Consider the following 3,555-nt stretch of genomic DNA (forward strand, 5'->3'; position numbering starts at 1 on the left):
ACCGACTCGGTCAGGTGGCCCAGAACGATCACCGGCGCTTCGGTCAGCCCGAGCTGCGTGGCGGCGAGCACACGACCGTGGCCCGCGATCAACTCACCGTCCTCGGCGACGAGGCAGGGCACCATCCAGCCGAACTCGGCCATGCTGGCGGCGATCTTCGCGACCTGTTCGGGCCCGTGCTGCTTGGCGTTCTTCGCGTAGGGTTGGAGGTGCGCAAGCGGCCACATCTCGATCCGCTCGAGGGCGAAGGCGAGGTTCATGCAGGTTCCTGTCGATGATAGGTCGGCATCTGCCGGGCTGGACTCCGGCGTGATGGGGTCCGCCGGCTTCCGGCTGGACTCCGGACTCCGCGGGGTATCCACCCCGCGCGGCCGGTCAGATGCTTGAATTCACGAGGGTTTCGTGGCGTCGCAACTGGACGCTGGACTCCGGTGGCTTCCCAAAAATCTGGCCCTGTCGCTGGCGAAATGCCGAGCTTCGCCCGCCAGCATACGTTTCAGCCCGGAAAGGAACCGGAAAACAACGGCTTGGCGGCCCGGACCCCGGCTGGACCCCGGAAGCCAGCCCCGGTGTCCACCTTGGGATGAGCGTCGGTTCGCCCGATCACGTTCGCGTCCCGTCCTCCCAGGGAAAAGCGGGCAGCGACGGCTCGCGACGCTTGCTCGGACGCCGCTGCCATGTCTCGTTCCTTCGGGGTTCAGCCCCTCGGAGCGGCGATGGCCCGGCATCGGACATGCCATAGTGTTTGCGCGCCCAGCGATCCTGGAGATGCTCCATCTGCGACTGTGTCAGGCCCCAGGTTCCGAGCCCCACGATTGCCGCTTCGATGTATTCGACGGCCTCGGCGGGATCGAGATCGAACCACTCGCCGCGGATGTTGGCGCGTGCGAAGTCGCGCTTGAAGGACGTCTCGATCCGCAGCGCGATCGCCTGACCCGGCAACCACCAGAACCGGTGAAAGCAGAGCTCTTCGAAGTTGGCGTTCTGCAGATTGGCGAGGCGTCGCTCGGGATCTTCGGCAACGCCGACCTTGATCGGCCGGCCACGGATCGACTTGACCAGATAGATCGTATGGAAGCCATGCGACCGCACATAGTCGCGAAAGCCCCACGGACGGGTGTCGGCCATGCGATTCATCTTTGACTGGACGTGAGATTTCAGCCCGGACACGCCGCCATCTCCTGGGCGCACAACTCCGAGACTATCGTTCTTGTAGCCTCGCTGGCCGAAACCGTCTCGCCTTCCGGTGTCTCGCAGGAAAATGTCTCGCGGGTGCGTTGGGACTTGACAGCGCGATCTTGAAGCGCGTTGCCGCGCCACTATCTTTCCGGTACTCTTTCCGGAAATGGAGGGCAGCATGGCCAGCACCGATCCGTCCCCCGTCACCCAGTGGCGCAAACGCCGTGAGCGGCAGGGCTTCGTGCGCGTCGAGGTTCAGGTCCGGAAGGAGGACGCCGCCCTCGTCCGGGACGTCGCCACCGCACTCGGTGATCCCGCGCGCGAGAGCGAGACGCGCGCCATCCTGCGGGAGAGGATCATCACCCCCCGCAGCGGTGGGCTCAAGGCGTTGCTCGCCTCGGCGCCGCTCGAAGGGATCGATCTCGACCGTCCCCGCGATTTCGGGCGCGACGTCTCCCTGTGAGCTTCCTGATCGACACCAACATCATCTCTGAAGTGCGCAAGGGCGACCGCTGCGACCCGGCCGTGGTGGCCTGGTGGTCGGGCGTCGCGGAGGACGACCTGTGGCTGAGCGCACTGGTGCTGGGCGAAATCCGCAAGGGCGTGGAACTGGCGCGCCGCCGCGATCCAAGCAAGGCCGAGGCGCTCGAGGCGTGGCTCGGCGACGTGACCGCGGGCTTCGGCGACCGGGTGCTGCCTGTCGACACGGCCGTGGCCGAGGAATGGGGCCGGATGAACGCGATCCGTCCGGTGCCGGTCATCGACGCGCTGCTGGCGGCGACGGCCAAGACCAACGGCCTGACGCTCGTCACGCGCAACGGGGCGGATGTGGTTGGGCTGGGCGTGGACGTGCTGAACCCGTTCGAGACAGCGTAGCGCGCTCATCCCGCACGCCCGACCACGAACTCCATCGACCGCTTCTTCGGCACACGCCTCCCGTTCAGTCGCCAGACGATGACCGCGATCCCGTACTGCCAGCGCCGGTTTGCGGTGGCACGGCTGATACCCAGCTCCCAGCAGATCGGCTTCCACGGCTTGCGGTTCGCCCGGAGCCAGAGCAGGCGGGCATCCGCGGGATCGAGCCAGCGCAGCCAGAGCAGCGCATCCTCGGCCTGCGTGATGTCGCGCGGCCCGGGCTTGGGCCGGCGCATCCGAGGCTCCTGGCCGACCTGGTCGGCGAAGCTGTGGAAGTACTCGGGCCAGGCGTTGAAGTAGCCCTGCGGCTTCACCTCGGGCAGCGACCGGAACACGTCGGCCGCGCTCTCGAGCCGGTCCTCGACCATGGTGGGTGTCCACTCAGCCATTAGCGGCCTCCCGGTCGTCCGCCCGAGGCCCATACAGCTTCTCGCCCAGCTGACGAACCAGTTCCCGCTCCGGCCAGGTCAGGCGGTGATCGTCGACGGAGACGGCGAGCAGACCCTCGTCATGCCAGCCATCGCGCTTCACCTGGTCGGGATCCCGGCGCGAGCCGCCGTAGCCTTTCGGATACCACCTCATCCCAGGCCCCCGTTCGTCTCGATGGCCCAATGCAGGATGGCGATGGCGTCGGCCTCGTTGTCGTCGGCGGGCAAGAACCCTCGTGCTCGCGCCGCGGCGATCATCGCCGCCTTCGGTGCGTTGCCCTTGCCGGTGGCGTGGCGCTTGATTGTGCCGACCGGAACGCCCTCGTAAGGAACGCCGCGCAGTTCGGTCCACGAGGTCAGGGTAGCCATCAGCCCGCCGTAAATGTGGGCCGCGTCGGTTCCGGCGTGGCGGCGAACTTCCTCGAACCAGATGGCGGCGATGGGCCCGGATAGCCGATCAAGTTCGGTCAGCCAGTTGGTGAAGCGGAGAAACCGCATGCCACCGCCATCGAAGCGGCCGGGTCGAAAGCTGACCGTGCCGCTGGTGATCAGCCCGTCGAAGCCACGAATGGCCCAGCCGGTCGTTGTTCCCAGATCGAGCGCGAGGATGCAGGACCTGGAGATCGCGCCCGGTTCGGGGCGGATGTCCTGCGCGGGGATCGGTGTGTTCATCGTGAAGGCTTGTCTTATGAAGGATCTGGCTTCTGGGTGATTGGAAGCCACTGCCCGCCACGCCATTTATGGCGGGCAGTGGCGGCGGTCGGATCGCAATGGGCTAGGTCGATAGGGACCGTTTGTGAGTTTGGTCGACCGCCGTCTTCACCAAGGGCCTGAACGGATACGCGTGTTTGCGGCACGCATGACAAGCATAGGACACGGCGAAGATGACTGAATATACCATCGGCATCGGCATCTCGAAATCCCATCTCGACGCCTTTCGGCAGGAAGACCAGGCGACACGGCAGTTCGAGAACACACCCAAGGGCATCCGGGCCCTGATCTGCTGGCTCGGCAAGTCGCCGGTCGCCCGGAT

General features: G+C 66.3%; 7 protein-coding genes. 2 read left to right on the plus strand and 5 right to left on the minus strand.

Annotated features, from left to right (window positions below; translation table 11 throughout):
* Both ENN83_RS02940 and ENN83_RS02945 read right to left on the minus strand, forming a co-directional pair.
* Positions 1-260 (minus strand): ParB/Srx family N-terminal domain-containing protein (locus ENN83_RS02940; RefSeq protein WP_287183915.1); only part of this gene is annotated, 260 nt, incomplete at its 3' end.
* Between the two features lie 343 nt (positions 261-603).
* The gene (locus tag ENN83_RS02945; RefSeq protein ID WP_287183918.1) at positions 604-1,128 is read right to left on the minus strand and encodes a GIY-YIG nuclease family protein; all 525 of its coding nucleotides are present in this window, start codon (positions 1,126-1,128) and stop codon (positions 604-606) included.
* Between the two features lie 229 nt (positions 1,129-1,357).
* Here ENN83_RS02945 and ENN83_RS02950 point away from each other — a divergent pair, with 229 nt between their 5' ends.
* Both ENN83_RS02950 and ENN83_RS02955 read left to right on the plus strand, forming a co-directional pair.
* Entirely contained in the window at positions 1,358-1,642 is a 285-nt protein-coding gene (locus tag ENN83_RS02950; protein ID WP_287183919.1) for a hypothetical protein, read from the plus strand.
* Positions 1,639-2,055: a type II toxin-antitoxin system VapC family toxin gene (locus ENN83_RS02955; RefSeq protein ID WP_287183921.1), complete on the plus strand. Its 417-nt coding sequence runs from the start codon at positions 1,639-1,641 to the stop codon at positions 2,053-2,055. The genes ENN83_RS02950 and ENN83_RS02955 overlap by 4 nt, the downstream gene beginning before the upstream one ends.
* A 5-nt stretch (positions 2,056-2,060) precedes the next feature.
* Here the strand turns inward: ENN83_RS02955 and ENN83_RS02960 are convergent, their stop codons facing one another.
* Genes ENN83_RS02960 through ENN83_RS02970 form a run of 3 tightly spaced genes read right to left on the minus strand, consistent with a single transcriptional unit; the run spans position 2,061 to position 3,194 of the window.
* Complete coding sequence (locus tag ENN83_RS02960; RefSeq protein ID WP_287183923.1) at positions 2,061-2,483, minus strand: DUF6362 family protein; 423 nt, start codon at positions 2,481-2,483, stop codon at positions 2,061-2,063.
* Complete coding sequence (locus ENN83_RS02965) at positions 2,476-2,676, minus strand: hypothetical protein (RefSeq protein WP_287183925.1); 201 nt, start codon at positions 2,674-2,676, stop codon at positions 2,476-2,478. The genes ENN83_RS02960 and ENN83_RS02965 overlap by 8 nt, the downstream gene beginning before the upstream one ends.
* On the minus strand, positions 2,673-3,194 hold the full coding sequence (locus tag ENN83_RS02970) for a hypothetical protein (RefSeq protein WP_287183927.1): 522 nt from the start codon (positions 3,192-3,194) through the stop codon (positions 2,673-2,675). The genes ENN83_RS02965 and ENN83_RS02970 overlap by 4 nt, the downstream gene beginning before the upstream one ends.
* Positions 3,195-3,555: the final 361 nt, after the last annotated feature.

Origin of the sequence: Rhodovulum sp., from assembly GCF_011048875.1 — a bacterium.
In the GTDB taxonomy this organism is placed as follows: Bacteria; Pseudomonadota; Alphaproteobacteria; order Rhodobacterales; family Rhodobacteraceae; genus Rhodovulum; species Rhodovulum tesquicola.

Bases quoted from the DNA above. Each gene is read 5' to 3' on its own strand.
- ENN83_RS02965 (WP_287183925.1), bottom strand. From the start codon at position 2,676: ATGAGGTGGTATCCGAAAGGCTACGGCGGCTCGCGCCGGGATCCCGAC.
- ENN83_RS02970 (WP_287183927.1), bottom strand. From the start codon at position 3,194: ATGAACACACCGATCCCCGCGCAGGACATCCGCCCCGAACCGGGCGCG.
- ENN83_RS02945 (WP_287183918.1), bottom strand. From the start codon at position 1,128: ATGGCCGACACCCGTCCGTGGGGCTTTCGCGACTATGTGCGGTCGCAT.
- ENN83_RS02950 (WP_287183919.1), top strand. From the start codon at position 1,358: ATGGCCAGCACCGATCCGTCCCCCGTCACCCAGTGGCGCAAACGCCGT.
- ENN83_RS02960 (WP_287183923.1), bottom strand. From the start codon at position 2,483: ATGGCTGAGTGGACACCCACCATGGTCGAGGACCGGCTCGAGAGCGCG.